Here is a 26,259-nt window from a genome sequence, read left to right on the forward strand (position 1 = left end):
TAGGGATGTTGTTCGGAAAAGCTTCAAAAGAGATGTTGGTTGTTGTTATTTGTGAACTGAACCATTAATTACAAGTTCATTTATTTAGAGTCACGTCGTCATTGAATCCTACGAAGGGGTACTAGCCTTGTCGAAGCAAGAAGCCACTACTCATGCATCACCCAGTGTTCACTTTCCCTCTATGCAAATTGATGAAGTCTTGAAGACGCTCTCTGTTGACCCTGAGCGAGGTCTCTCACATAATGAGGTCAAGTCTCGTCTAGAGCGATACGGCCCTAACACTATCCCAAAGGCGAAAGGCAGTTTTTGGAAGGTATACCTTGCGCCAATCCTCAACTGGCTGATTACAATCTATCTGATTAGCTCCTTTGCACTGCTCATTATTGCATGGTTGGTTCCTTCGACTGATAACCGGATTGGGCAGGCAATGCTCTGGTTGTCAGTTGTGATTGTTAACTGTCTGGTGGCTATCTTCCAGCAATTCAGGGCGCAAAAGAAACTAGAGGCATTAGAGAAGCTATCTGCTGGGGAGTCTCGTGTCGTACGAGAGGGGTCAGATGTACAAGTCGATCCTGTTGAGATTGTCCCTGGGGATATTATCAAACTTGAGCAGGGCGATCGAATCCCTGCTGATGCTCGAATACTTGTCAGTACAAATTTTGCTACAAACGAGGCATCTTTGACAGGAGAGAGCGTGCCTGTAGCCAAACATGCTGATGCAGTAGTATCGCCTGATGCACCTCTGACCGATATGCGTAACATGGTCTTCTTGGGCACATATGTTGCTACTGGTGTTGCAAGAGCAGTTGTGACGACCACTGGGCGTGATACCGAAATTGGTAAGATCCAAGGTTCATTAGAGTCTCTCAATACTGGTGATATTCCCCTCCGTAAAAAGGTCAATCTGTTGGCCAAATACCTAGGCATTGCTGCGATTATTCTTCTCTTCGTTTCAATCTCTTGGCGAATCTTTGTCACTCCGATTATCGAGCAGTTTCCAATCTCATTTGCAGTGGACATAATTGCTGCTCATGTCACTGAAGGAATCACTCGTGCAATGACCATTATGCCCATCAATATCCCCTTGCTCACTACCATTGTGCTCCTCACTGGGGTTCTAGCAATGGCCAAACATGGGGTCATCATCCGCGACCTATCAGCCGTTGAGAGTCTGGGTCGAGTCAGTGTGATCTGTTCTGACAAGACCGGGACCATGACACGGAACCAAATGACGGTCAAATATTGCTGGGACACAGAGAATCTCTATGCAGTCACTGGGGACGGATATGAACCGCGCGGAGAGATTTATCGCGTACGCAATCCGGACATGCCTGACCGATACAATTCGGAGGATAAGGTACTTGTCAGTGATGTATACGGATGGAAAGGACTCTATACCCTTATTGTCTGTGGCGGGATTAATAATGACTCCGAGATTATTCAGCGACCCGTTTCAAAGGATGAGACCGTGTGGACCCCTGTCGGAGATCCCACTGATGCAGCATTGCTGGCCCTGTTCAGAAAGAGTGGTCTAGATGAGGCTCAGATTCGTAAACAGTACGAGATCGTCTTGGAGTTCCCGTTCGAATCAGAATTGAAACGGATGTCCAAAGTGTGTCGTAATAATGGCAACTATACGATCTTTACAAAGGGCGCAACAGAAGTCCTTCTCCCGCTCTGTCGATCAGTACACAGCCCCTCTGGCCCCAAGCCTCTTACTCCCGCAGAACATGACCGAATCAATCGACTTGCTCAGGGTTTTGCTGAGCAGGGTTATCGTGTCATTTCTCTTGCTTATCGGGAAGCAACCTCGTTACCTACAGGATCTGATGCTCGATCCGCAACGGAACGCGACCTCATCTATGTTGGTTTCACCTGTATTGTGGACCCACCGCGAGATGGGGTTCGTGAGGCAGTCGATGCCTGCCACAGTGCAGGAATTGATGTTGTAATGATTACTGGTGATGCTGCAGCCACTGCAAGGACGATTGCGAAAGACCTGAACATCATGGGTCCGGACTCGCTTGTTGTTGAGGGTAATCAGATAGCTGATCTATCTGACGCAGAGTTTGCCCGTGTCAACGTATTCGCCCGTGTCAATCCCGAGCACAAGCAGGTGATCGTTGAACGCTATCAGGCGCAAGGCAAAGTTGTTTCGATGACTGGTGATGGTGTCAACGATGCGCTCGCTCTTGCAATGAGTGATGCAGGTGTTGCAATGGGTATTACTGGCACTGATGTTGCAAAAGAAGCAGCTGACCTTATAATAACCGATGACAGTTTTGCATCAATTGTCACTGGTGTAAAAGAGGGTCGTGGGCTCTTTACGAAGATCCGCATGATGGTGTACTTCTATATTGCTATCAACCTGTTTGAGAGCATTATCTTTTTTGGGGCGATGTTTTTCTTACCGAGTACTGTCCAGATGTTGGCACCTTGGCAAAGCCTTTACTTGATAGTCACAACGCATTCTTTCCCGGGTCTTGCTTTAGTGTTCGATAAGACCTCCCCACATGTAATGGACGAAGAGCCTCGTGATAGCGAGGAGATCATCACAGGACCTCTTGCTCGATACATGATCCTAAATGTAATCCTTATGGCCTTTGGAGCAGCGATGGCCTACTTCCTCACTTATACTGGCTGGCTTGGCATTGTGGACATCTATCCTGAGAATGGGACTGGCTTCTACTCGATAGTCAATCGTCCAATGAAGGCAACAGTAATGATGCTCACTGTGCTTCTTCTACTGGAGAGCACTATCGTACTGATCATTCGGAGGATTAACATGCCTCTGAGCAAATCACTACGGGAGCCTGGGACATACAGGTTTGCCATCCTCCTTGGCCTGATCTATATCGCGCACCTTGGCCTGATGTATCTATATCCCGCACAGGAGATTCTTGACTCGGTCGGTCTCAGATTCTTCTTTGTGCCGTTGACATGGTACGACTGGCTCATCTGCATACTGCTGGCACTGCCTGCAATTGTTGGTATGGAGCTTTACAAACGCATGTTGAGACGTAACAATGTAACGCTGTGACACACGCTATGACGATACGAACATGCCTGCTTCAATTGGCCGCACTCTCCGACCCGTTCCTTCAGGTCGTTCTTGGCCTTGCTCTAGCCGGCACGATCATGTTGGCAGTCCTCTTCATGGTCTTGAATGACCGACGAAAAGCGGCTCGAAAGATCGACCTGTTGCTTCTTGACCAGATGACTGTATCACTTGCCGATCTGCGTACGCTCCTTCGAAAGCCCCGTCTGGATACTGGCGCTCTCAGAGGGATCATCGGTCTCTGCAATGATGCCATACTGGGTTTTACCGGTACGACTGTAGTATCTGCTCCTCTTCTACGGGAACGCCTCCGTCGGTTGATACATGACGATTCTATTGTCAGAACTGCTCAAGAGGCCGATATGTGGAGCCTGTCTGATGCAACTGTGGCAAATCTGATTGAGGCTATCGCGAAGAGTGAGGGGATCGATATCATACGGACGAGGACGGGGGATTATGTAGTCGTGTCATACCTCAAGAGTCGCTTTCATGACGATCTTCAATTTCAAGGCCGTATCGATATCAAGAATGAGGCGCAGCGTCTTGGTGCTGAGCAATCTGATCTGATCGAGATGGTCTATTCTTGGGGCTGGGACATCATTGAGGTCTCTGACGATGTACTCGCCTCGACTGACTGGGTCCGCGTGCTCTTAGAGCGGATGGTTCTCTCTGAAGGCCGATTGAATCCAGAAGAGGCTGCGACTGCGATTGGTGTGTCAATCGACGATCTCTTTCGGTTACTCAAACGGTTAGATTGGAAGACTATTACTGCTACTGATGGTGGTCTCATCCCTCTTCACACGGTGGAAGAATATCTGAGCGACCGCATTGAGCGAAATGGCATTGTTGATCTTAATGAGGCATCTGAGCATTTTGGCCTCTCGCACGATTCGTTGCTCAAGATTCTACGGAATATTGACCGTCAGATCATAGAGACCACTAGTGGTGAGGCTGTAACCCTTGATTACATCCGCCGGCAGGTGGATGCAAGCATACGCATGTCTGGCTGGGCCCATCCGGAGGACATTGCAGACCTGTTGGGAATCGATCCGCGTCTTGTTGTTCAGGTTCTTCGTTCAGAGGAGGAGTACCGCCGTGTCGCCGATGGCCGATACATCTCACTAAGATTCTTCCGTGACTGGCTGCTTGATCTCATCAACGACCAAGGTATCATTCCACTGGATTTGATTGAGAAGGAGTGGGGTCTCTCCCGTGTGGATGTTCGAGTCCTGATCAAACGTTTCGGCATCAAGACGACCACGACCACCTCTGGAGACCTTCTCTCCTTGCAGTGGGCCCGCGATAGAATCAATGCAAAGATCGAGTCGGGGGAGTCGGTCTCTCCAGAATATGTGGCACGTGAATTCAATGTTGAGATCGGGGTCGCGGTTGCACTTATTGCAAATGTCGAGTCGTCGGCATATCAGACCCATGATGGCCGCTTGGTTCCTGAGCGTATCTTGCGTGAAGACCTTCGTAAGCGATTCATTGCTAAAGGGGTCATTGATCCCGAGAAGGAGGCCCATCGACTAGGGCTTGATGTGTCCGTGGTTGAGCGTCTTGTTGATTCACTGGCGGTTGATGCTGTTGAGACCAATCATGGAGCGCGTGTCTCGATTGCAGGAATACTGAAGTACATACGAAAGCGCCTTGATGACAACGGGGTTGCCGATCTTGCTAAGGTCGCTGAGAGTTCAGGGATCGATTACAAGACTCTAGTGTCTCTACTTGAACGGAGATTGCTTGATACCGAAACGCTCGTTGACGCGGCACAGTGTGTTGTACGCACCGACTGGGTCAAGAAGGTCATTGAGCCTTTGGCAAGCACAGGTCAGATCCCTGTCACTGAATTCGCAAAGAAATACAATATTCGCCGTCGGGCCGCCCTGCACCTTCTTCGAGTCTTTCTAAAGGGTGCCTACATAAAGTCACGTGATCTCTTCATTGCTGTTCCGTCGGCCTGAATCCCATTTGTATATACTCTATATATCTATTGAAGGAACTTCATATATAGCCGAACCGCTTCCTATATTGTGGAGATTCCTGTGGCTCGAGTCACGACTTACAAGATCCGCACGATGAAAAAGAAAGGTAAGAAGATCGTCATGCTCACTGCGTATGACGCTCCCACTGCTCAGATCCTAAGTGAGAGTGGCGTGGATATCATTCTTGTCGGTGATTCTGTAGGTAACTCCCTTCTCGGCTACGAGAGTACGATCCCTGTTACTCTTGATGATGTCATTCATCATTGCGCTGCTGTCAGACGTGGTAATCCCCGTAGTCTTGTTGTTGGTGATATGCCCTTCATGACTTACAAGGTCAGTGTTGAGCAGGCACTTGAGAACTGTGCAAGAATGTTGCAGGAGGGTGGTGCAGAGGCCGTGAAGCTTGAAGGCGGTGGTCCCGTTGTTGAGACCGTTCGTGCAGTTGTTGATGCGGGCATTCCCGTCATGGGCCACATAGGACTTACTCCTCAGTCCGTCTTTGAGTTCGGAGGCTATCGTGTTCAAGGTCGTACTGCGGAGGCAACTCGAAAGCTGGTCGAGGATGCTAAGAGGCTGGAAGAGGCTGGCGTGTTCTCTCTGGTCATCGAGCTAGTCCCATCTGAGACCGCAAAGATGATCACAGAGTCTGTTGATATCCCCACAATTGGTATTGGTGCCGGCCCATACTGTGATGGGCAGGTCTTGGTCCTATGGGATTTACTTGGGTTGTTTGAGGACTTCAAGCCGAAGTTTGTCAAGCAATATGCCAATATTCGTCGTGTCATCACAGAGGCGGTCTCGGCCTATACCGACGATGTTCGGTCTGGCAAGTTCCCTGATAAGGAACATAGTTTTGAGATGTCAGAAGAAGAGTCGGGTCGGCTCTACGGACGAGCAAAGCCGACCGAGGAATAATTGATTATTATTCTGCTTCTACTGTTCTGTTTAGCGCGGTAATGAGATCGTCAACGGGAATCCCGTGTACCGCAGCGCCTTGCTCGATATTCTCAAATCGTGCTGCAATACATCCAACACAATGAAGGCCATACTCCATGAATGTACTGACAGTGTCAGGCCATTTCATTACGACTTCAGTGATGCTCATATCCTTGGTGATCGTCTGTTCGTTCATTGTTCTCAGCCTATTGAGTTAACTATTGTAAAGTATCTGGGATGTGTATTTATGCATTGTGTTATTGGCTCCGCTTCCGAGTGTCAGGTACTCTTGTCTGAACGGATGCTCAGTCTTGTCCCAACTGCTGATGGAAATAATCTCTTTGGTACGGCATCAGCAAAAGCCTTGAGTGCTCGCCATCCTGTACAGTGGCCCACCAAAAGGATCTCTGGGTCCAATCTGGATAGATCCTGTATTGTTGCTTCTATCTTGTCGCTGCTGGCCCCTGAGAGGTGAAGTCCACCGACGACGGCTGCTATTCTCTTCTCGCCGGTCAATCGGATTGCATGTCGGGTCATATTCACGATACCCGCGTGACTACACCCTGAGATGATCACTAGGCCTCGATCACGCACGTTAAGAATTAGGCATCTGTCATCTATGATTTGCTGGTCGTCCTCCCACTTGCCATCGATAAGTATCTCGTGGCCAGAGTATCCCAGTTCATACGGCGTATTTCGTGGGACTTCTCCACTCACCAAGAACATGTCCTCTTGTAGAAGTTCGGGGTCTCGACTAAAGATCAATTCGCCTCCGAGATTCTGAATCTCCTGTTCGGACAAAATATCAGGAAGCAATCTTCGCTTTTCTACATCGGCTCTTCTAGCTACTGATCGAGAATGAAACATTCGTGGATGTACATGGACAGGGATGTGCCGTGATCCTGTCTGCTCGAGAATCCAGCGGAGGCCACCAAAATGATCCCAATGGCCGTGGGACATGACAATCTCATCTATCGTGCTGGTATCCAAATCGAGTGATGCAAAATTATGGGCGATGAGCTCATCTGACGGTCCGGTATCGTAGAGAACGGTCTTTGTCACCTGATCCACTGTGGCACGGACTAAGACTGATAGACCGTGGCCTGCCCACAGGTACCGGGGATTGCCTCTCTCACCCACCCAGTCTGTTGGAAAGGTGATCTGCCCTGCTTCGTCCTTTGCTCCGCCTATCATGTTGTCAACAACAATTGTGGTCTCCGCGGTGTCCACTGTCTTGATGTTCCACACAATGCTGACCTCTTCAAAGAACCATGTGTTCGAGTCCGAGTTCCTTTAGAACCTCGGGATAGATCTTGTAGAGCGGCTTGATCTTCGATAGCAGCCCCAACGCCTTTGCTATCGATCCCTGCATCTTGACTTGGCCTCGTGCCATTGCCACGGTCACGTTCAACTTGCCCTGCCAGAACTTGTTTGTGGTCTCAGAAGTGCTCCACACAACAATCTCTGGTTCCACGGTCGAGTCAAAGGAGATTGTCCCAAGTTCTCCATCAGGCCCGGGGTTCTTGAAATCAATTGTGAGCTGGACATCTGGCTGGACAATATCAAAACGTACAATGAATGGCGACTTCTTCATCTTGGCCATAATCTCTTTATGCTCTTGGGCCTTCTCCCAAAAGCGCGTGAATACCTCTTTGAACTGTTCTGCACTCTCGTAAAATGGCATTGCGTTTTCCTCACTGCTACATATACGTGTACGGCCAGATAGAAACGTTACGTTTTTCGATTCTGGGCCACTTGTCATTCTATTATGACCGTGTATGTGGGTATTTGAACAATCCATGCGATTCAATGTTCACGATTCCGATTAACCGTTTGTGACCCCTCTCTCATGGGATGTCCCTTCCATATTTGTGCACACAAATGTTATCTTGAATATTAGCTAATAGTTCTAGTGTGGTGGGAATTTGACAGGAATCAAATCGGTGTTGAACAAGATTCTTGATGTGTATCTTGACCAAGGTGTCGTCGAAATGTTCTTGGCCGGGCCACGAGTTGTCATTCGAGTTGGTAACGACCAAATTGTGGTCCCTGGCAAATGGCTGAGTCCAGAAGTGTTGTCTAAGATCACTGAGCGCTTCTACTCGGTTCCAAATCTGACAAGCCAGATCAAAGTTGTTCACGCGCTGCGTCGGATGCTTGATAGCTTCATGTATCTGGACCTTGTCAATATCGATAAGGAACTTGACAGCCTTGAGTATATACTGAAAAGAAGGTTTTCTAAAAAGAAAAAGAAAAAATCCGGTTCTCGGCAATTGGTCTTTCGATCAAATCCCCCTGGGATTGTTCATTTCAGATTCATTGAAGACCAGAAAAAGTACTTGCTAGTTAGTGATTCATCTGCAAATACCGAAACTCTTCATGAGCTCCCCATGGTGTATCAACTAAGGCAGCATTGGCCTTTTGGAACCGTGTTAAAGAGTTTCAGTCTTCTACACGAGCATCACTATGGTTGGAGACGCATATTCGAGCTTGACGCGATTGCCATTAACAAGAGCGATCTCTTCATTTTCGAGATGAAGAATAAAACGTACTCCGATCCATCCGGTCTCCTATTACACTTTAGAGATGCAGCTCTGACCATTCGTAAATGGACTCAAAAGATGGGACTGCCCATTAGTAAACTGGTCCCGATCATTTACTTGCGGCATGAGAGCGACACACTCTCCCCGTTCTTTAATCATCTCTTCTATTCGTCCGTACAACAAGGTATCTCTGATGAGTTCATACGCTCTCTTCGGGCATTTCCACTCTCTCATAGCACAGACGAATTTCAGAAACATGTGCTTCTCGAACATAGCTCATAGATGATTCGAGGTACTGATTGCTCTGATTATCGGCTTGATGAATGTATGCGAGCGGCGATCAAGTAGTTGGTCTTCTATGCGGCAAGTAGATAGGTCTCAAGCTCCCATGAGCTAATGGTAGTTGTTTCACCACTTGCTTCCCTGTTGAATTCGTTCCATGCCTTTCGGCCAAGATTGATGATCTCATCGGCCAGTGATCTTCCAAGGGCATCACGGACAGTGTTGTCCTGTTTCAGGGCGGCCAGTGCCTCAAGCAAGTTAGTTGGGAGCGCTTCGTATTCATTGCCATGTGTGAATAGGTCTTCGGTCACTGGTTCCGGAGGTTGTAGTCCTTTATCTATGCCGTCCAGTCCTGCTGCAAGAATTGCTGCGGTTGCAAGATAGGGACTTGCCAATGGATCCGGACATCGGATCTCGATTCTCGCAGCGGATTTGGCGGGGCCAAACTGAGGAACTCGGATCATTGCAGTTCTGTTTCGTGGCCCCCATGCTATGAGTGTTGGAGCCTCGAATCCGGGCCTGAGACGACGAAATGAGTTTATTGTAGATGCGACAATTGCAGTCAATGCAGGGGCATGTTCAAGGATGCCGGCGACATAGTGCTGAGCGAGTTCGGAGAGATTGCCTGTGCTATCCGTTGCAAATAGGTTTGTGTTCGTCTTTGTATCCCAAAGACTCTGGTGTAGATGCATTCCGTTGCCGGGGGCACCACTCATTGGTTTAGGCATGAACGTTGCGACGCACCCCTTGCTCATTGCTAGTTCACTGATGGCCAATCGTGCCATTGTGACCCAGTCTGCTTCCTCCAGTGCATCAGTATGTTGAATTCCGATCTCGTGTTGGCTCTTCCCGACTTCATGATGATGTGATGTTGTCGCAACACCAAGATAGTCGAGGACCTCGATCGCCTCTCTTCTGAACGGGAGACCTTGATCCTGTGGTGGTGACGATAGATAGCCTCCGTTGTCTATTGGTCTGATCCCATTATTATCACCGGCTAGGAGATAGAATTCCAATTCGCTCCCGACAAGAAGTCTCATGTCGCGTTCCAGTGCGGCAGTGGCTCCCTTTTTCAGAACTTGCCTGACATCATGTGGATGTGTTTGTCTATTGGTATCCACGATCTCGCAGAGAGTAAATGCGGCAGCAGGATCCCACGGTTGAACGATGGGCCGCTCAAAAAGAGGCCGGAGCAGCAGATCGCTCGTATTCACACTCTCCAGTGCTGGGACTGAAGAGCCATCAAACCATACTCCCTGCGCCCACACGTTCTGTTTTTTTTCATAACCGACCTCAACGGAACGAGTTGTGCCATGTACTGTAGAAAAGAGCAATCTAAGGAATCGTGGTCTTGTGAACTGAAGCAATCTTTGTATCTCCGGCGCCGATTCGGCAGTTCGGAGGGTTACTAAAATATTATCCCGCCAATCACAGAAAGACTTTCATATTATTTCGAAAATAAAGAGTCATGCACGAAAAAAATTCGGTAGCCTTAGATCCAACTGACATCAGGATCCTTGAGATCCTCCAAGAAGATTGCAAAAAACGCATTGCTGATATTGCGAAAGAAGTCGGGCGTGGGATATCAAGTGTGCATGCCCGGATAAAGGCCCTTGAGGCTAATGGCGTTATCAATGCCTACCGCTGTGTAATCAATCCTGCGGCAGTCAAGAGATCCACCTTGGCGTTCATTTTGATTCGTGTCAGATATCGTGCTCCGGGAACTGATGAGGTGCTCTCTCAGCGCGATCTCTGTAAGGAGCTTGCAAAGCATCCCTATGTCCAAGAGGTCCATGTCTTGAGCGGCGAGTTTGATGTCCTTCTAAAAGTTCGAACTGGCAACGTAGAGGAGATCAACTCATTCATTGTAGACTTTCTCCGTGAGATCCCCGCCGTTGAGCGAACTCACACAATGTTCACAATGGACACGTATCTTGAGACCTCAGAGATTCGTGATCTCCAAAATCGAAGTCAGGAATTTCATTGAGTCGTACTTTTCTGTAGGTGATCCCTCCAGAATGAGTTGTCACTTTAGACAATATTACGATTGTTCATACTCTTTGCACAGGTTTCCGGCTCTGTGTGAAAAGTCAGTGAAATAGTGATCATGAGTAGCATGAACACCATTTTGCGATCGAATCCAAAACGTTTCGGAATCCATTCTGACTTGAACGATCTATATCTGTGGACTTTTCACACAGCTCCCAGGTTTCCGAAGAGATTAAGTATCACCATGCGTTGAGCATTCCTTACAAAAGGCCTCCCGATGAGGAGGTAAAAGGAAGGACGTTTTGAGAGATGAGTCGTAAAGTCTGTATCGCAGGCGGTGCGACCACCCCGTTTGGCTATCCGATGCATTTGACGCCTGAGGCGATGATTGCAAATTGCATCGTCGAGACCCAGCAGGACATACCCGATTTTCACCTGCGGGATCTCGATCTCATGATCTACTCACATTTTTCGGTACACTTTGGTAAACAATTGTGCCCCGAGTGGGTTGTTCATGACCATCTGGGGCTGGTTGGCGTGCCTCACTTCCGAGTTGAGAATGGTGGTAACACAGGAGGCTCTGCCCTCTATGCAGCATTTCTGGCTGTCAAGTCTGGCCTATTTGATGTAGTAGGTGTTGCGGGCTGGGAGACTATGGATAATGTGACCCAATCGCAGGGATCGGAGTTTATCGCTCTGGCCTCTGACACGAGATATGAGGCACTGGCTGGTGGTATCTATCCAATCTACTATGCTGCAATGGCTTACAAGTTCATGAAAGAGCACAATCTCACAGAAGAAGACTTTGCTCTTGCCGCCATTAAGAACCGAAACTATGCCGCAGACAATCCCAAGTCTCAGTGGTATCGTGGTGAGTACAAGAAGTACAACCGTGATCTCACCATTGATGATGTCATGCAGAGCAGACTGATCAGTTATCCTCTGAAGCGGTATGACTGCTGTCTGATGAGCCGAGGTGGTTCCTTTGCACTGGTCACCAGTGAGGAGTGGGCTAAGAAACATGCTGATGGCAAATATGTCCTCATTGATGGTGCTGGTCTCTCCAGTTGTACTATCCGTGCAGGAGATCGGCTTAGCTTCCCCGGTTGGACCGAACGCTATGGGAAGGGCTATCCTGACATGACTGAGTTTGCAGCATGCAGGCATTCTGGTGAAGTTGCCTATGACATGGCTGGTATTGAGTACAAGAAGGCAGTCAAAGAGGTTGACGTTGCTGAGATACATGATGCATTTAGTTCGTCTGAGACCCAGATCTACAAGGCACTCCACTGGTGTGATAAGGACAACATTCGCGAGTTTGTCAGGGAGCGAAGAACCTTCATGGATGGTGATGTTCCCGTTAATCCGGGTGGCGGTCTCATGGGCTTTGGGCATCCTGTTGGTGCGACTGGTATCATGTCTGCAATTGAGGTCTACTATCAGCTTACTGACATGATCCCCAAGAAACACAGAAGTTCCAAGACCTACGTGCGTGATGCACAGACTGGTCTCGTGAACAGTCATGCTGGAACTGGAACGAGTATTTCAAACTTCATTCTAAGGAGGCCGTAAAGATGGTGGACGATAAACGAATGCACAAGATTCCGGATGAGGTCGAGTATACCGACAAGCATTCTGACGACTTTCGTGGCGATGTCCGAGAGCACGGCTTCCAGTTTGTCGGATACGATTGGGCTCCCGAGGAGGAACAGTTCAAGATCTATCTTCACTACGACCAGTTGTACTATTGGAAGCTCGCTGAGCTCTCAAAGATGGGAAAGGGCTTTCTCGATGGAGAGCTGTGGGGAACTAAATGTCCTAAGTGTGGCGACAAGTTCTTCCCACCACGAGTCAACTGTTGGAACCTAGACTGCAATCTGGAGAAGACCGAATGGATTAAACTCAAACCTGAAGGTCATGTTCATACCTTCACGATCGCAGGATGGAGTGGCAAGTCCTCGCTCAAGCGATTGCCCTTTGTCTTGGCATATGTTGTCATTGACGGCTGTCAGACCGCTGTCGCTAATGAACTACGAGGAATTGATCCGTGGGATGCCGAGTTCGGAATGCCCGTCAAGGTCGTCTGGGCGGATCCAAAAGACCGGCGAGGTACCATTACTGACTTCTGGTTCGAACCCGCTGATGGTTGGAAACCGTCACCAATGAATCCCGAAAAGGAACGGATCAAAGAACTCTGTCAGCCAGTCTACGAATGGGTCAAGACCCTCAAGTAAACTTTAGATGGAGGCATCACTGCCTCCCCTCTTATTTTTTATTTTACCTCTTTCTTGCGCCTTATTCTCAGTCAGTCCGTGCTCGCTTGTGTGAAATTTCTTGTAAAGATTTGTTATCCCCCTACTCTGTTTTTCCTGTATCCTGACTTTGTGTACTCGTGGTAGTCACCTTCGCTAATTATTCACCGATTGGCAGAGGAACTGTAACTGATTTACTCATAAGTGAATGTTGACATAGGTAAATACGTTGTAGTCTTCCCTTCTAAAGTGCAACAAACTCTCTATCACTGCGCCACATTTTTCTCTCCTCATCAAATGCTTTGTACCATGGCGCATAGACTTGGCTCATGTGATAGTCTATGAGTGTGACGTCAAAGGTCTCTATTTGTTCACGAAGCAAGTTCAATAGTGCAGAGAGATGGCTTTGTGGAAGCCTCAAGTACCAAAAGAGGAACCCACCAGAGGTCTTGAAACTTGAGCTGAATGGGATGGGTTGGCTCTTTAAGCGCCTTGCGATTCTACTTGTTTTTCTGCTATTGCATTCGGAAGTAATGATCACATTACTGTACAGGTCAAAGGCATCAGGATCGAGAAACACTTGATACTCTGTAATGAAATGCTCATGGAGAACCTTGAGTCTTCTGGAGAAGTCCTGAGACGTGATGTGGACACCCTCCTCTTGGAGCGCTCGGATAATCTGTGCTTGCTTCCTCTTTACTCCTCGCGCTAATTGTGCAAGGATTCTGATATCTCTACGTGTTAGGAGATCCAATCGCGTCTTCATACGTGTTTGTCGAGTCTTTCTTCCAGATGGCTTTGTGTTAAACCATGTCAACCAGTCAAAATCCCACGTAAAAGAATTAGGGTCCCATTTAGAAAGACTGGCATGAGTCCGTATTAGTTGAGATCTACTAGTCGGTAAAATTTCATAAGATGTGCCCTGTGTGTTATCGGTTTTTTTGTTCAAGCATTCTCTTAGTAGATCTTGTGTTCCTATTGGTATTCTGAACTGAATGAAGATTCCTCTATGTTTCCCGTAACATCGAGCACGATACTTAGTATAAGGGTGTTTTTCACATAGGTGTTCAAACACTTTGAGCTGTCTAAGAGTTGGTGCTTCAATAAATACGTCAACAGTTTCAAGACCGAGCGAAGGTTCGTTCAAGACTGGTACGACTCGAAAGTACTTTTTTCCACCTTCGGCTGTTTCTCCCATCAACCATTTTAAGGTGGACGAGACTCGTCCTCGTGGGATTCCTGTGATCTCAGAAATCTCTTTTGCTGATGCCAAGGGCCTTTCCTGAATTGCTAACAATATCGACAGGTGACCCGCACTGAGTTTCCCTCTCATATCTTACTGCACACCTACCTTCTGCGGTTCACCATATCGTGATTGATACGTGGGGATCTCCGGGGCCAGTACCTGTTGGTGGATCGAATCGATAGGCACTGTGGCAGTATCCGTTTTGTGATAGACCGACTACAAAGACATGCGCATCAACATCGTACCAACCAGGTTCATTGGCCGTGTCAAACCACAATGATGTCACATGCAATGTTGTAAATTTCCCCACTATCTTTACCTTTGCTACGTACGTGGTAGATGATGGCAAGGTTAGAACAAGGTAGAGTTCGGTCTTTTTCGGAGGAGTTCCCTGAACATCTGCTGTTAATGTCACATTGATTTGAATGTCATCAACATATGTATCCCCATCCAAATCTACGTAGTCTGCATAATCCACAGAAACAATCACAGCAGGGTGAGCCGCGGATGCGGGCTGTACGCTACCTAGTGGTATAAGCAGTAAGAGAAGTCCTATGGATAGAGCGATGGGCCTCACTTTTGGCATGGCATGGGAGAATGGGCGCCGGCTTAAATACATTTACTCACACTCTCCCTGTGGGAAACTGTCACTATACTTATATATTGCCATTACATTTTCCCATTACCCTCGATGGTGATAATCTTGAGGACGAGAGGTATAGCTATTGTGTTTGGGTTGATCATGCTTTTCATGATCACTCTTGTGCCCACAAGCAGCTCGGTTGATGTCATGCCTAATATGGCCAATCGAGTGAAGCCAATGGGACGTCCTGCCACTGTGACCTGTACTATTGTGGATCCTATTGATGGAGCCACACTAGCCCAAGGTACACACCGAATACTTGTATCTGCAGATAGTGCAGATGGTATCTCTAAAGTTGAAGTGTCTGTTGCAGGTGCAACTCATGACATTACTACCAACTTTGATGGCTCCTACTACTTCTATGACTGGACTGTAAATACTGATGGTCAGTATACTATTGATGCAACGGCCACCAGCACCCGCAAACGGAAAGCTTCATATTCGATCACTGTTCAAGTGGGTTCCAATCCGCCTCCATCGGCGGCTAAATGGGCCGTTATCATTGGTATTGCTGACTATCAGGGTCATGATAATGATCTTTGGAATCCCGATGAGGATGCTAAAGAGATGAAAGAAATCCTAGCTGAGAATAACTATCCTGATGCGAATATCAAACTCCTACTTAACAGGAAGGCAACCGCACAGGCCATTCTTGATGCAATTGATTGGCTCATTGCCAACGAAGGACCCAATGACGAGGTCGTGTTTTTCTATTCAGGTCATGGATTCCGTGCGCCCGATGCTGATGGATGGGACTCCGATCTTGAAGCTGACGGTAATGATGAAGGGATTGTGAGTTATGATCTCTATGGTCTCCCTGATGGAATGTTGGCCGCACGATTTGCGAACTTGGAATCGACCCATGTGGCAATGATTTTTGCTTCTTGTCACTCGGGCGGAATGTTCGATGACAATAATGATGTGGGTCTCACCGGAACTGGCCGAGTTCTTGTATCGGCTTGTAAGGCGGATCAATATGGTTGGGACTACCTGACTTTGAAGAATACATTGTTCTTCTACTACTGGGGTGATGAAGGACTGTTGCAAGACAATGCCAACTCCGTCGAGTCTGCATACACCTACGCCTATCCAAAGGTCGTGGCAGAACAGCCCGATTCACAACCACAGATCTGGGATCATTATACTGGCGAGTTCTACTTGTAGGCACTAATCTTTGGAGGGCGTTGTCCCTCCATCCTCTTTTTCTGTTGTTTACTAATTTATTGCGTGTTCACTTGAAAACAGCATATCAGTTAATTCGCAGGTATGTGTCTGTCGCAAAAGCCATTATGTTATAGTGCTACTGAATTACAGGCGTGAAACTCCCATGCGAATTGCACTAGGACAGATCAACCCTACCGTTGGTGACATCCATGGCAACGTGGAGAAGATTGTTCATTACATTCAGTTAGCTCGTGAGAAAAATGCTGACATTGTTGCGGTTCCTGAGCTTGCTGTGACTGGATATCCCCCACAAGACTTGTTGTACGAGAGACCGTTCGTTCGTGCAAACAAGAGTGCGTTGCAGGGCATTGCGTCTCATACCAAGGGTATTGTTGCCATTGTAGGTTTTGTGGATTACGATGAGGACTTGTCATTGTATAATGCAGCGGCGGTCTTTGAAGATGGAGTTCTCAAGACGATCGTTCACAAGACCCTTCTTCCAACCTATGATGTCTTTGATGAGGCACGATATTTCAGGCCATCGGCAGCAGAGAGGATTGCACCGGTACGAGTGCAGATCGGAGGGCGAGAGGTTGCATTGGGAATTGAGATATGCGAGGATCTCTGGGATGCATCGTATGACACAAAAGTGACAGACATACTCTGCAAACGTGGAGCCGAACTTATCATCAACATATCTTCATCTCCCTTTTATGTCGGAAAACGATTAGAACGTGAGCGACTGGTGACCACCAAGGCACGAACAAATAAGGTCCCTGTATTCTTGGTAAATCTGGTAGGGGGCCAAGACGAGCTTGTCTTTGATGGGCAGAGCATTGGCGCCGATTCACGAGGCGACCTCATATTACTTGGACCACAGTTTGAAGAGGGGCTTCTTACAATTGATCTCACATCTAAGGGTCTTGGCACGGCAATCACGCCACCAGAGTATGATCCTATTGCGGAGATGTTCGCTGCCCTTGTACTAGGAGTACGCGACTATTTCAGAAAGACCGGTTTTGAGAGGGCGGTTCTTGGTCTGAGTGGGGGGATTGATTCCTCTGTCACCGCGGTCATCGCCGCAGAGGCTCTTGGCCCTGAGAATGTGATCGGGGTCTCCATGCCCTCAAAGTTCTCGAGTGACCATAGCAAGTCAGATGCTGAGCAGCTCGCGGAAAACCTCGGAATCAAGTTCATCATGTTTCCCATCCAAGAGATTGTCGATCAATACCATCAGGTCCTGAAGGGTCCTCTGGAGGAGATTCGCCAGGCCTATGGTGTAGACTCGTCTAGGGACGATTCTGTGGCCGATGAAAACATCCAACCACGTGTAAGAGGTAATTGTCTCATGGACATATCGAATCGTTTTCGAGACCTGCGTATTCTTGTGTTGAACACAGGTAACAAGACAGAACTAGCTCTGGGCTATTGTACTCTCTATGGGGACATGAGCGGTGGTGTTGGTGTTATAGGTGACGTGAGTAAACTAGAGGTCTACAAACTTGCCGAATATTATAATGCCCGTGCAGGCCGGGATGTGATTCCGCGAAGTTGCATCACTAAACGGCCCTCCGCTGAGTTGAAGGAGGAACAGTTCGACCCCTTCGATTTCGATATAGTCAGTCCGCTTGTGGATGAGATTGTAGAAGAGCGTCTTGGTCGTGAAGAGCTGATTGCCAAGGGTTATCCTGTGGATGTTGTTGACGATGTATATTCTCGTATCCGGCGTGCCGAATACAAACGCTGGCAAGCTCCCCCCTGTATCAAGATCACACGTAAGGCATTTGGTATCGGGTGGAAGATGCCTATCGTGAATAGATATCGAGGATAAACCAATGCTCCTGTCCTAGCTACATTCTTATGGCTATGTTGCAAGTTCACACAATCTGTTTATAGATAGGTTGTAAAGGTGAAAGATGTGTCTGAGCGATTAGCAAAATTAGATCTTGTATTCATAGTTGATAACACTGGTTCAATGGGACCATATATTCAAGTGACAAAGTCGAAGATACTGGAGATCATACGGACAATCACAAAGGAAGAGATGTGTCAGCGATTACGTGTTGGTCTTGTCAGCTATCGTGATCATGCTCCTGAGGAGAACACGTTCGTAACTCAAACGTTCGAATTGACCGATGATATCTCTGGAATAGAAAAGAGTGTTCTGGCAATGAATGCTTCTGGTGGTGGTGATGGCCCAGAGGCTGTGGCTGATGCTCTGTATGCCGCGAACAATATCAATTGGGATCGTGATGCTGCAAAAGTTGCTGTGCTTGTTGCAGATGCTCCCCCACATGGAGTTGAAGAGGGGGACAAATGGAAGAAATGTCCCGAAGGGATTCTCTGGGAGGATGAGATCAAAAAGGCCTTTGATGCAGGTATCATTTTTCATACGGTCGGGTGCTATCCTGAGATAGAAAATTATGCTGAGGCTGTTAATACCTTCAAGAGAATCGCATCCGAGACTAAGGGCCAATACTTTGCACTGGATCAGGCTCAGGCACTGGTCGAGATCATCACAGGTATTGCTGTTGAGGAGATCGACAAACTGGCAATTCAGAAGTCAATTCTGGATGAGATCGGTGTTGATCTCGATAGCGTTGATGAAGCGGCCCTTGCTCATATCGATGTTAGCACTGTGGTTTCAAGTATGAAGGCAAAGGGTGGAAAACGTCGAGTTGTAGTGGCTGAACGGGCTGCCTCCCCATCTGCTGTTCAAGAGGTCGAACTGAAGGAAGAAGAGATTTCTGAGGATGATGTCCGTGAGGCTATACGTCAGATCCGCAAGAAGATGAGATAACCCCTTAAGCATTTGCGGTGCTAGATGCATATACATGTAAATGCATTCATATGTAGCATATGGGAGAAGCATTTCTTCATATGCTGCATACCTCTCATGAGAGAGGTGATAACAATCTTGGAATCGATATTGACCCTTGTTGCGTTTCTGATAATTATGGTATTTTACCTCCTTGGAGTTATGGTGGCTCTTCCGAATCCGAAATCTGGAGCATGATGTGTGCACTTGAGTTGAAGAAATAGTAATGAGGTAAAGTGATCAGCCCTGCAGAACTTGTTTGGTAGGAGGGGGAGTTATGGGGGCATGATGCAAAAGCAGGTTCCACAGGGGCCTGACCACATATTTACATACCTCATTAGTTCTAAATAAAGCCTCGCATTATGAATAAACTCACGTTGTGGTGGTTGGACCAAATTCGGCAAATATCGTTTGAATCTTTGCCATAATGTTCTAATTAATCGGTTGTCTCCTTACGAAGTTGGCGGAGTGGTATCTCTGCGAAGTAGTCATGACCGCATGTGCAACTAAGTTTCACAGACCACTTCTTAGGGACCGGGACATTAAACTCCTCAATGTAGTCGGAGATACTATCACGTATACCCTCGATGAGCTTGACGTAGGCTCCAGAGAGATGATTGATCTCTGTCATGAAGTCAAGATCCGAGAGAAAGAATTTGAAAGTCTGACCGCAGCTTGGGCATGATGTGAGCAAGACATGAGTCTTATCCCCACAGTGTTCACATTTTAGTTCCTCTTGGCTCATCACAGGCGCAGGTGGGACATTGAATCTATACTTGTTTTCAGTTCCACAGACCGCACAGAAGATACGCAGATCGAACTCCGGCACTGTATCTACCTCTTGTGATGGTCTCGCAGAGCTTTAGATAAATCATATGCCTCTGTCGCCCTTAGTAGAAACTCTTATTCCCCTTGATACCTGTGGTCTTACTATGACTCAAGAACCACCTGTTGAGACCGAGCTCCTGCAACGCGATCCTATTCGTACCGACAACCGTCCGATTCAGTTGACAACGGCTGTGATCTCCCTTGCTATTATGATCACGTGGTCGGTCTTGGCCAATCTTTCACTTGATCTGATTATTACAATGGTAGTGGTGGCGGTCATACTCATTGGACTTGCAATGAGCCGATACTCGGTCCGTGTGATTCAGGAGTCCAGTGACCATATAACATTCATACGTCCGGGAATCTCATGGTCATTGGCCAGCCAATCGATTCTTGGTGGGTCGGTCGTCATAGCTACGATATTCTTCTTTGTCAATACCTCGGTGACGCCGTCAGAACTATTGAAGATACTTATCTTATCTTTCGGAGTGATCTTCACATTTCTTATGTGCCCCGGCCTGCTGTTGCTTACAACAGTCCACCCCACTTGGCTCAAGACCATAATCCGTGCTCAATTGGTATCACCATTCTCGCTTAGTATCGAGCGCGCATGTATGTTTGATAGAAATGCACTGCTTGCTCAGCAGAACCATGCCTTAGTTGAGCCTATAGAGGACTATCTTCGTTCAAGGTTCGAACTCACCTGATCTCACGGAGCTCTTTAGGATAGTATTTTGTTCTCTCAACATATGACTGCACATATCTGCGAATTGTGATTCGTGCGGGATCGTCCTCTGGGAAGTCGCGCAGGAATTTGGCAGGGACCCCCGCATAGACCTTGTACGGTTCAGTCACAGTCTTCGGATGTAATAATGCCGCGTTCGCAATCAATGCGCCCTCGGCGACCTTGCTTCCCACCATGAGAACCGCGCCCATACCGATTGCTGCATGATCCCCGATCCATTCGCTGTGAACGGACGCATTATGGCCGATATTTACTCGCTTCCCTATATGTGTGATAAATGAGGGATCGGAGTGGATGACGACACCATCCTGTACGTTTGACTCGTCACAGATCTCAATTGTACCAATGTCCCCTCGAATAGATACTTGTGGCGCAACAAAGACTCTCTCGCCAATTATTACATCACCGATGATCGATGCAAGAGGATGAATGTATGCAGAGTCTGCGATTTTTGGAACCTTGTCACCAAGAGCATAGATTGGCATAATATCACATTCAGGACATTGTATTCATCAGTCAGAAAAGGAATTCGGTGATGACATGGTTGAGGACACCTGCACAACGCAGATGATGCTATCTGTTGTGATCCAGACGGACGTATTGGAGGAGCTGAGGCACATAATGATAGGGTCTCTTTCGCTCTCTCTCGGGGCTGACATGCGTATATGGTCTTGAAATGCCTAAAACGATGTTAGACTAATATCGGACTTATTTACGAAAAGACTTATGAAAATAGAATGGTACTGAGGAGCGGGAGCTGTGACTAATGGATAGCACGCCAAGCTCTGAAAATGCTGAGTCCGATCAACCGATTATGAAGACACAGGTAATCGGTGGTCCCAAAGACAAGATCGTTGAGGATTTCACGCAGTATCTGTCACCTCAGGAGGAACCACGAGTATATCAAACATGGTTCAATATTCGACTCTTATCGCGATTGGAGAACTTGTTCAAAGATGGTATCGAGAGTGCCGGGGGCCTCTTCGAGATCATCTGTGTGTTTCTGGTGGCACTACTGATTGTTGGATTTGTTTTTGTCTCCCAATTTGTGATCTTCTCGATTGTGGTGGTTGTGGTTGCTATTTTTAGCGGTGGCGCTTCTCTCAAATTCTTTCGAACAACATACATTGAGATTCCCGAAACGAGTGTTTCCTTTGATGGACTTGAGGATTTTGTGAGAGATCAGATTGACGCCGGTTCTCTGGTCAGTATTGCTTTATCTGACGTTTCAAAGATCGGCGTTATCACTAAGAGGTCAAATCGTGCAACCAAAGCCTACCTGTCTGGGATCAATACCTGCCAATTCATTGCAATGGTGTTCGTGTTTGTTGAGTCCTTGCACTACATTCTGTTTCATGGCTGGTTGGTAGATACTTTGATTCTGACGATTTTCGGTCTGATTTTTCTGGTCGGAATTATCGTCCTAGATGTTGGTGTCCTTTTGAGACACCGCCTTGCCAAAGATCTGTCAACAACCGAAGCAGCAACAATGACAACAACAACGACAACCGCAGCAGCAACGGAATAGGTCAGATGACATCGAACACGATTTCCCAGAACTGTTTCTCTGAGACCTCTGTTCGCAGTTGTCGGAGTTCCTCCTTGATGCGATTAAAGGTCTCAGGGGACTGTTTTTCTTTCATCTCTTCGTGTGTGCGTTTGACTCGTTCGGTGATCTCCTGAATCTGTTCCGGTGTTGCGCTCACCCCGCCCATCTTGAGCAGGTACTCGATAAATCTGCGACCCACGAACTTGCCGAGATGGAACTCGCGTCTGCGGCCAACTCTACTTGGGCTCATAGGTTCGTATGTCATAGAGTGGGTCAATTGACCATGAGAATGTATCCCGCTAGAATGTGTGAATGTGTTCTCTCCAGATATTGCCTTGTGAATTGGAAGCGGAATTGCAAAGTTACGCTCGGTCACCTGACAGACATGATAGATCTTTTCAGTCTGAATTCCCGTGTCCACTTCATATAGCTCTTCAAGAGCCATCACAACCTCTTCTAGTGCTGCATTGCCGGATCTCTCACCGTATCCATTAACGCAGACCTGTGGATATGTCGCTCCCTCCTCAACGGCTGCAAGGGTGTTTGCAGTGGCAAGTCCAAAATCGTTATGGCAATGAACGGAGATGGGAACGCGGTACTTGTTTTCTGTCCAGAGGTGCGCCTTGATCTCCTGAATGAGATATCTCATGACAGCGGGTCGTACAAAGCCGACAGTATCTGCCACGCATATTTTGTCAGCGCCTGCATCAATAGCCGCTCTATAGGCGGTGCAGAGAAAGTCCATGTCACTACGAGTGGTATCCTCTGCAATGTATGTCACACTGACTCCGTGGCTCTTAGCATATTCGACCGAATCGACAAGACGTTCAAGAACCTCTTCCCGGGTCATTCGAAGCTGATATTTTAACCTGAAATCGGTTGTGGGAAGAAAGATAGGGATCTCTTGTACATCCGCTTCGATACAGGCATCAATATCTGATCTGACCGCCCTTGCAGGTGCTCCGACAACTGCATGTTGTAGTCCCTCCCGTGCAATAGCTGCAACTGTCTTTTTCTCGTTCTCACTCACAGCCGGATAGCCTACGACCACCACTGCAACACCAAGATCGTCGAGCAGCTTGGCGATCTCTATCTTCTCGTCCATGGAGAGGACTACACCCGGTGTCTGTTCACCATCACGAAGGGTCTCGTCCCAGATGTACACCTTGGACGGTAGGGTCTTTGGTCTGGTCGCATCGATCTTGTTGTAATCGACGGCCAGACCTGCCTTTTCTAATGACTCCATTGTTTCAGCCGCCAAAAGGGGCGGACCGGATCACTCGAATCCGTAGCGCCCCTCGTCAACTACATGTTCTATTGACTTGTCAAGCATTTCAATTTGTTTCTTGTAGTCATCTTCCGAGATCTTCTTTGCATCGAGAGCTCTCTTGGCCTTGCTCTTCTTATACTCAACCTTGGCTCGATCGACGTATGCTAATCTCAAGGATGATGTGACAACTGGCTTGGCACCAACCTTTTCGCCAATACCCTCAAGGAGTGGCTTCCAACAGATCTTTTCCACATGGAATGCGTACTCGAGGCCACGTTCACGAATGCGTTCCCAAAGGGGACACGATTTTACAACGACCTCTTTCCCCTGTGCTTCAGCAGTGAGGCCAAGTGCTGTCATGATTGTTGCAGCTATCTTAGCAGCGTCTGTTGGTCCCTTTCCGCCAATGGTCTCGGCGATCTCTTTGCCGGCCTGCCTGAAGCCGTTGGCATATCCCTCGTACATCGAGAGTGCGCCGACAGTATCGCGGAGTCCCCACCATAGCCCATCCATGAAGGCGACGAATCCTTTCTGTAATATACCTAGATCTTCCATCTCATATCACTCCTTAAGCTTGAACGGTTCTCCCCATTTATTGAGAAATGCTATCTCCTCGGGAGGCTGTCTAGGTGGTCCCAGTGTTCGTTCGTACTTGGGATATCCTAAGGTCAGACATAAGATCGGCACCCAGTGAGGGTACGGAATTCCTAGTTTCTCACTGATGTCACGCACGTCATCGAAGTGATCGAGCTGAACTGAGGAGACACATGACCCAAGTCCCAGCGAAGTGGCCGCAAGTGCCATATTCTGCATCATCATGCCTCCTGCTACTACGGCGTGTCTTGGTGATGACCAGCCATAGACACCTCCAGTACCTCTCAGTGTCGGCTGGGAGTTTCCAACGTGTGTCTGGTCAACAGCCATCACAAGTAGTACTGGTGCACCATTGGTTTCAGGTTTACCCTTGATGTACTCAAACCGTCTGCCCGTGACGAGGATATCTATGACCCGTTCCAGACTGGCCTTTGATCTGATATAGCTCAGTCGTCGTTCCAGTTCTTGTCGTGGTGTGGCTCGGCCGAAGAGAAGAATAGTACGATCCACCGCGCGTTGCCCGATGAACTCTTGCAGTTCTTTATCCCTGACAACTATTATTCGCCAAGGCTGCTGGTTCTCGGCACTCGGGGCGTAGCCTCCAGCCTCTATGACTTTATAGACGAGTTCGTCAGGAACCTCCTTTTTTGTATCATAGTCCCTGATGGCTCGTCTGGCCTTGATCAACTTTATGAAATCATTGTCTTCCAATGTGGCCATTCTCCATCATTAGATATTCCGGCCATTAACAATTTGCCCTTTAAGTACATACCTCATAATTATTCGAATACAGTATCTGGCTGTTCTAATATGGCAGAACAAGTGTTACTGTTCTGCGTTCTGAAAAAAGAAGTGACGGCCGCCCTGATAGGCGACCACATACTATAGATGACCACTAGATGAGAGGCGGATCACGGCCCTCGTACTTGACATGGAACCCGGTGTCCAGATTGACGGATTCTTTTAGTATGGCCCGACCTGCAACAAGTCGTTGAATCTGATTAGTCCCCTCATAGATCTGTGTGAGCTTTGCGTCTCGCATGAGCTTCTCTACAGGATATTCCTCAAGGTATCCATATCCTCCCATGATCTGGACAGCATCTGTGGCATTTTGCATGGCCGCATCTGAGGCGAATGCCTTTGCAAAGGCTGAGTCCTTGGAGACCGGCATTCCACGATCGGCTAACCAAGCCGCATAACGTGTGAGCAGTCTAGCAGCTGAGGCTCGTGCGCCCATGTCCGCCAGCATGAAACTAATTCCTTGGAATGCGCCGATCGGCTTCCCGAACTGATGTCTGACATTGGCAAAGCGGGCAGCCTCATCGACGGCTCGTTGGGCAATACCAGTTGCTATTGCAGCAATACCTGCTCTTGTCTTGTCGAGGGTCTTCATGGCGATCTTGAATCCATCTCCCTCTTTTCCTACAAGACAGTCTTTAGGTACACGAACATCCTCAAAGATGACCTCACTCTGAATCGAGTTTCTCTGGCCCATCTTGTTCTCAATATGGCCAATCTTGACGCCCTTCGTCTTTGGGACCATGAAGACTGAGAGTCCCTTGTGTCTGAGTTCTGGTTGAGTTGATGCAAAGACCGTGAACAGTGATGCAACTGGTGCATTAGTCGCATAACACTTCGTTCCTGTGATGACGTATTCGTCCCCATCGCGCACGGCTCGGGTGGTCATGTCTGCTGGATCAGAACCTGCTCCTCTCTCGGTGAGGCAGAACGATCCGAACTTGGCCTCCTTGCCTGTGATCAGCGGTTGTACATAGGTCTGCAACTGTTCGATGGTCGCTCCGATCACGAGGGGTGCAAAGGCAAGGTTATTGCACATGATTGAGGTTGCCATGCCTGCACAGCCATATCCTGTTGCCTCGGAGACAAGGGTCTCAGCCAGCAGTGAGAGCCCGGGACCACCTGCTTCCTTTGGAATGTGCAGGTTCATCAGGCCCGCCTCGTAGGCCTTTTGTACGACCTCTTTTGGGAACTCATTGCGCTTCTCCAGCTCGATTGCACGTGGAGTTATGTATTCGTAGGTGAACTGCTTTGCGCGTTCCCAGAGTTCCTGCTCTTGTTCTGTCAATTTGAAGTCCATCTTGATTTCTCCAAATGTGTATATTTGAGACGATGTTTCACACTCGTCACGCCTTTAAATGCATTCTCAGCTCTCGTTTCCGGAGTATAAATTGGTTTCATTGGCCGGTCTTCCAGCCTTCAAGCCGTATCTGATACGTATTTGATTCCATTCTTGCGCATTCTGCTGCTGGCATTGAGTAAAGTTCGATTTCCCTAACAGCGGCTTTATATCCTGTGATGATGCGTTGAACTGTATCTATTCATTAGGTGGAAATGCA

25 protein-coding genes are annotated in these 26,259 nt (G+C 47.9%); 13 read left to right on the forward strand and 12 right to left on the reverse strand.

Features of this window, described 5'->3' with window-relative positions:
- Nucleotides 1-127: 127 nt before the first annotated feature.
- The 3 genes from K9W43_06000 (at nucleotide 128) to panB (ending at nucleotide 5,958) form a co-directional block, all read left to right on the forward strand.
- Nucleotides 128-3,040, forward strand: a complete 2,913-nt coding sequence (locus tag K9W43_06000) for a cation-transporting P-type ATPase (GenBank protein ID MCF2136781.1) — start codon at nucleotides 128-130, stop codon at nucleotides 3,038-3,040.
- Between the two features lie 8 nt (nucleotides 3,041-3,048).
- The gene (locus K9W43_06005; GenBank protein ID MCF2136782.1) at nucleotides 3,049-5,022 is read left to right on the forward strand and encodes a hypothetical protein; all 1,974 of its coding nucleotides are present in this window, start codon (nucleotides 3,049-3,051) and stop codon (nucleotides 5,020-5,022) included.
- 75 nt (nucleotides 5,023-5,097) lie between these two features.
- Nucleotides 5,098-5,958, forward strand: a complete 861-nt coding sequence (panB, locus tag K9W43_06010; protein ID MCF2136783.1) for a 3-methyl-2-oxobutanoate hydroxymethyltransferase — start codon at nucleotides 5,098-5,100, stop codon at nucleotides 5,956-5,958.
- A 7-nt stretch (nucleotides 5,959-5,965) separates the two neighbouring features.
- On the opposite strand, the gene K9W43_06015 is transcribed toward panB, so the two are convergent.
- From K9W43_06015 to K9W43_06025, 3 genes are all read right to left on the reverse strand, one after another.
- On the reverse strand, nucleotides 5,966-6,175 hold the full coding sequence (locus K9W43_06015; GenBank protein ID MCF2136784.1) for a DUF1858 domain-containing protein: 210 nt from the start codon (nucleotides 6,173-6,175) through the stop codon (nucleotides 5,966-5,968).
- A gap of 83 nt (nucleotides 6,176-6,258) precedes the next feature.
- Nucleotides 6,259-7,227, reverse strand: a complete 969-nt coding sequence (locus K9W43_06020) for an MBL fold metallo-hydrolase (protein MCF2136785.1) — start codon at nucleotides 7,225-7,227, stop codon at nucleotides 6,259-6,261.
- 13 nt (nucleotides 7,228-7,240) lie between these two features.
- Nucleotides 7,241-7,663, reverse strand: a complete 423-nt coding sequence (locus tag K9W43_06025) for an SCP2 sterol-binding domain-containing protein (GenBank protein MCF2136786.1) — start codon at nucleotides 7,661-7,663, stop codon at nucleotides 7,241-7,243.
- 241 nt (nucleotides 7,664-7,904) lie between these two features.
- On the opposite strand from K9W43_06025, the gene K9W43_06030 reads away from it, so the two are divergent.
- Nucleotides 7,905-8,804, forward strand: a complete 900-nt coding sequence (locus K9W43_06030) for a hypothetical protein (GenBank protein ID MCF2136787.1) — start codon at nucleotides 7,905-7,907, stop codon at nucleotides 8,802-8,804.
- Nucleotides 8,805-8,878: 74 nt separating this feature from the next.
- On the opposite strand, the gene K9W43_06035 is transcribed toward K9W43_06030, so the two are convergent.
- A complete protein-coding gene (locus K9W43_06035) occupies nucleotides 8,879-10,171 on the reverse strand; it encodes a glutamine synthetase family protein (GenBank protein ID MCF2136788.1) in 1,293 nt (430 codons plus the stop codon).
- A 101-nt stretch (nucleotides 10,172-10,272) separates the two neighbouring features.
- On the opposite strand from K9W43_06035, the gene K9W43_06040 reads away from it, so the two are divergent.
- The 3 genes from K9W43_06040 to K9W43_06050 all read left to right on the forward strand — a co-directional run bounded on the left by K9W43_06040 (nucleotide 10,273) and on the right by K9W43_06050 (nucleotide 13,027).
- Nucleotides 10,273-10,791: an Lrp/AsnC family transcriptional regulator gene (locus K9W43_06040; GenBank protein ID MCF2136789.1), complete on the forward strand. Its 519-nt coding sequence runs from the start codon at nucleotides 10,273-10,275 to the stop codon at nucleotides 10,789-10,791.
- Between the two features lie 311 nt (nucleotides 10,792-11,102).
- Nucleotides 11,103-12,365: a thiolase domain-containing protein gene (locus K9W43_06045; GenBank protein MCF2136790.1), complete on the forward strand. Its 1,263-nt coding sequence runs from the start codon at nucleotides 11,103-11,105 to the stop codon at nucleotides 12,363-12,365.
- A gap of 2 nt (nucleotides 12,366-12,367) precedes the next feature.
- Entirely contained in the window at nucleotides 12,368-13,027 is a 660-nt protein-coding gene (locus K9W43_06050; GenBank protein ID MCF2136791.1) for a Zn-ribbon domain-containing OB-fold protein, read from the forward strand.
- A 262-nt stretch (nucleotides 13,028-13,289) separates the two neighbouring features.
- Here K9W43_06050 and K9W43_06055 read toward each other — a convergent pair whose 3' ends face one another.
- Nucleotides 13,290-13,811 carry a hypothetical protein gene (locus K9W43_06055; protein ID MCF2136792.1) on the reverse strand — a complete coding sequence of 174 codons (522 nt, stop codon included), beginning with the start codon at nucleotides 13,809-13,811 and terminating at the stop codon, nucleotides 13,290-13,292.
- 310 nt (nucleotides 13,812-14,121) lie between these two features.
- Here K9W43_06055 and K9W43_06060 point away from each other — a divergent pair, with 310 nt between their 5' ends.
- Nucleotides 14,122-14,331 (forward strand): hypothetical protein, encoded by a 210-nt coding sequence (locus K9W43_06060; protein ID MCF2136793.1) that lies wholly within the window; start codon nucleotides 14,122-14,124, stop codon nucleotides 14,329-14,331.
- 75 nt (nucleotides 14,332-14,406) lie between these two features.
- Here the strand turns inward: K9W43_06060 and K9W43_06065 are convergent, their stop codons facing one another.
- Complete coding sequence (locus K9W43_06065) at nucleotides 14,407-14,877, reverse strand: hypothetical protein (protein MCF2136794.1); 471 nt, start codon at nucleotides 14,875-14,877, stop codon at nucleotides 14,407-14,409.
- Nucleotides 14,878-14,994: 117 nt separating this feature from the next.
- Between K9W43_06065 and K9W43_06070 the strand changes: the two genes are divergently transcribed.
- From K9W43_06070 to K9W43_06080, 3 genes are all read left to right on the forward strand, one after another.
- The gene (locus tag K9W43_06070; protein MCF2136795.1) at nucleotides 14,995-16,098 is read left to right on the forward strand and encodes a caspase family protein; all 1,104 of its coding nucleotides are present in this window, start codon (nucleotides 14,995-14,997) and stop codon (nucleotides 16,096-16,098) included.
- 163 nt (nucleotides 16,099-16,261) lie between these two features.
- A complete protein-coding gene (locus tag K9W43_06075) occupies nucleotides 16,262-17,929 on the forward strand; it encodes an NAD+ synthase (protein MCF2136796.1) in 1,668 nt (555 codons plus the stop codon).
- 87 nt (nucleotides 17,930-18,016) lie between these two features.
- Nucleotides 18,017-18,898, forward strand: coding sequence for a VWA domain-containing protein (locus K9W43_06080; protein MCF2136797.1), 882 nt, complete (start codon nucleotides 18,017-18,019; stop codon nucleotides 18,896-18,898).
- Between the two features lie 454 nt (nucleotides 18,899-19,352).
- Here K9W43_06080 and K9W43_06085 read toward each other — a convergent pair whose 3' ends face one another.
- The gene (locus K9W43_06085; protein ID MCF2136798.1) at nucleotides 19,353-19,745 is read right to left on the reverse strand and encodes a hypothetical protein; all 393 of its coding nucleotides are present in this window, start codon (nucleotides 19,743-19,745) and stop codon (nucleotides 19,353-19,355) included.
- Nucleotides 19,746-19,848: 103 nt separating this feature from the next.
- Here K9W43_06085 and K9W43_06090 point away from each other — a divergent pair, with 103 nt between their 5' ends.
- Nucleotides 19,849-20,451 (forward strand): hypothetical protein, encoded by a 603-nt coding sequence (locus K9W43_06090; protein MCF2136799.1) that lies wholly within the window; start codon nucleotides 19,849-19,851, stop codon nucleotides 20,449-20,451.
- Here K9W43_06090 and K9W43_06095 read toward each other — a convergent pair.
- Nucleotides 20,444-20,974 carry a gamma carbonic anhydrase family protein gene (locus tag K9W43_06095; protein MCF2136800.1) on the reverse strand — a complete coding sequence of 177 codons (531 nt, stop codon included), beginning with the start codon at nucleotides 20,972-20,974 and terminating at the stop codon, nucleotides 20,444-20,446. The genes K9W43_06090 and K9W43_06095 overlap by 8 nt on opposite strands.
- 281 nt (nucleotides 20,975-21,255) lie before the next feature.
- Here K9W43_06095 and K9W43_06100 point away from each other — a divergent pair, with 281 nt between their 5' ends.
- On the forward strand, nucleotides 21,256-22,017 hold the full coding sequence (locus K9W43_06100) for a hypothetical protein (GenBank protein MCF2136801.1): 762 nt from the start codon (nucleotides 21,256-21,258) through the stop codon (nucleotides 22,015-22,017).
- 1 nt (nucleotide 22,018) lies between these two features.
- Here K9W43_06100 and K9W43_06105 read toward each other — a convergent pair whose 3' ends face one another.
- The 4 genes from K9W43_06105 to K9W43_06120 all read right to left on the reverse strand — a co-directional run bounded on the left by K9W43_06105 (nucleotide 22,019) and on the right by K9W43_06120 (nucleotide 26,000).
- Nucleotides 22,019-23,284 (reverse strand): homoaconitate hydratase, encoded by a 1,266-nt coding sequence (locus K9W43_06105; protein ID MCF2136802.1) that lies wholly within the window; start codon nucleotides 23,282-23,284, stop codon nucleotides 22,019-22,021.
- A gap of 30 nt (nucleotides 23,285-23,314) precedes the next feature.
- Nucleotides 23,315-23,863, reverse strand: a complete 549-nt coding sequence (locus tag K9W43_06110; GenBank protein ID MCF2136803.1) for a hypothetical protein — start codon at nucleotides 23,861-23,863, stop codon at nucleotides 23,315-23,317.
- 6 nt (nucleotides 23,864-23,869) lie between these two features.
- Entirely contained in the window at nucleotides 23,870-24,613 is a 744-nt protein-coding gene (locus K9W43_06115; GenBank protein ID MCF2136804.1) for a nitroreductase family protein, read from the reverse strand.
- Nucleotides 24,614-24,797: 184 nt separating this feature from the next.
- Complete coding sequence (locus K9W43_06120) at nucleotides 24,798-26,000, reverse strand: acyl-CoA dehydrogenase family protein (GenBank protein MCF2136805.1); 1,203 nt, start codon at nucleotides 25,998-26,000, stop codon at nucleotides 24,798-24,800.
- Nucleotides 26,001-26,259: the final 259 nt, after the last annotated feature.

Source organism: Candidatus Thorarchaeota archaeon, from assembly GCA_021498125.1.
GTDB lineage: Archaea > Asgardarchaeota > Thorarchaeia > Thorarchaeales > Thorarchaeaceae > B65-G9.